The sequence below is a fragment of the Thiocapsa sp. genome, from assembly GCF_011390875.1.
In the GTDB taxonomy this organism is placed as follows: domain Bacteria; phylum Pseudomonadota; class Gammaproteobacteria; order Chromatiales; family Chromatiaceae; genus Thiocapsa.
In genome coordinates, this window is sequence record NZ_JAABRP010000183.1 from 1 (window position 1) to 329 (window position 329).

A 329-nucleotide genomic window follows, 5' to 3' on the forward strand; every position below is an offset into this window, starting at 1 on the left:
TCATGGCGCCCCGTTCTGCTGCGAACGCTGCCTTTGGAACGATCTTGGCGGTCAGTAGGTAACGAACGTTCTTGAGGGCCATGGTCTGGCGTTGCGTGCGCCCCTTCTGATCGGTGCCGAGCTCGTCCTTACCACCATCCGCCCAGAGCGGCTCGGGGCGGGCGGTACCCCGCATCCACTTGTTCAGCACGGCGGTTCCCGGCACCCGATCCTTGACCTCATTGCGCCGCAGGGCGATGTAGCGAGGCGGCTCGAGCACCTCGACGCGGGTGACTTGCCAATGGAAGTAAGGCCGTACCCGGTCACCCTCCCGGCGGGCGTCCCAGTAG

The 329-nt window shown here is 65.7% G+C and carries 1 pseudogene; it reads right to left on the reverse strand.

Features of this window, described 5'->3' with window-relative positions:
• Positions 1–329: pseudogene (locus GPT33_RS14330) on the reverse strand (hypothetical protein); the annotation flags it as partial.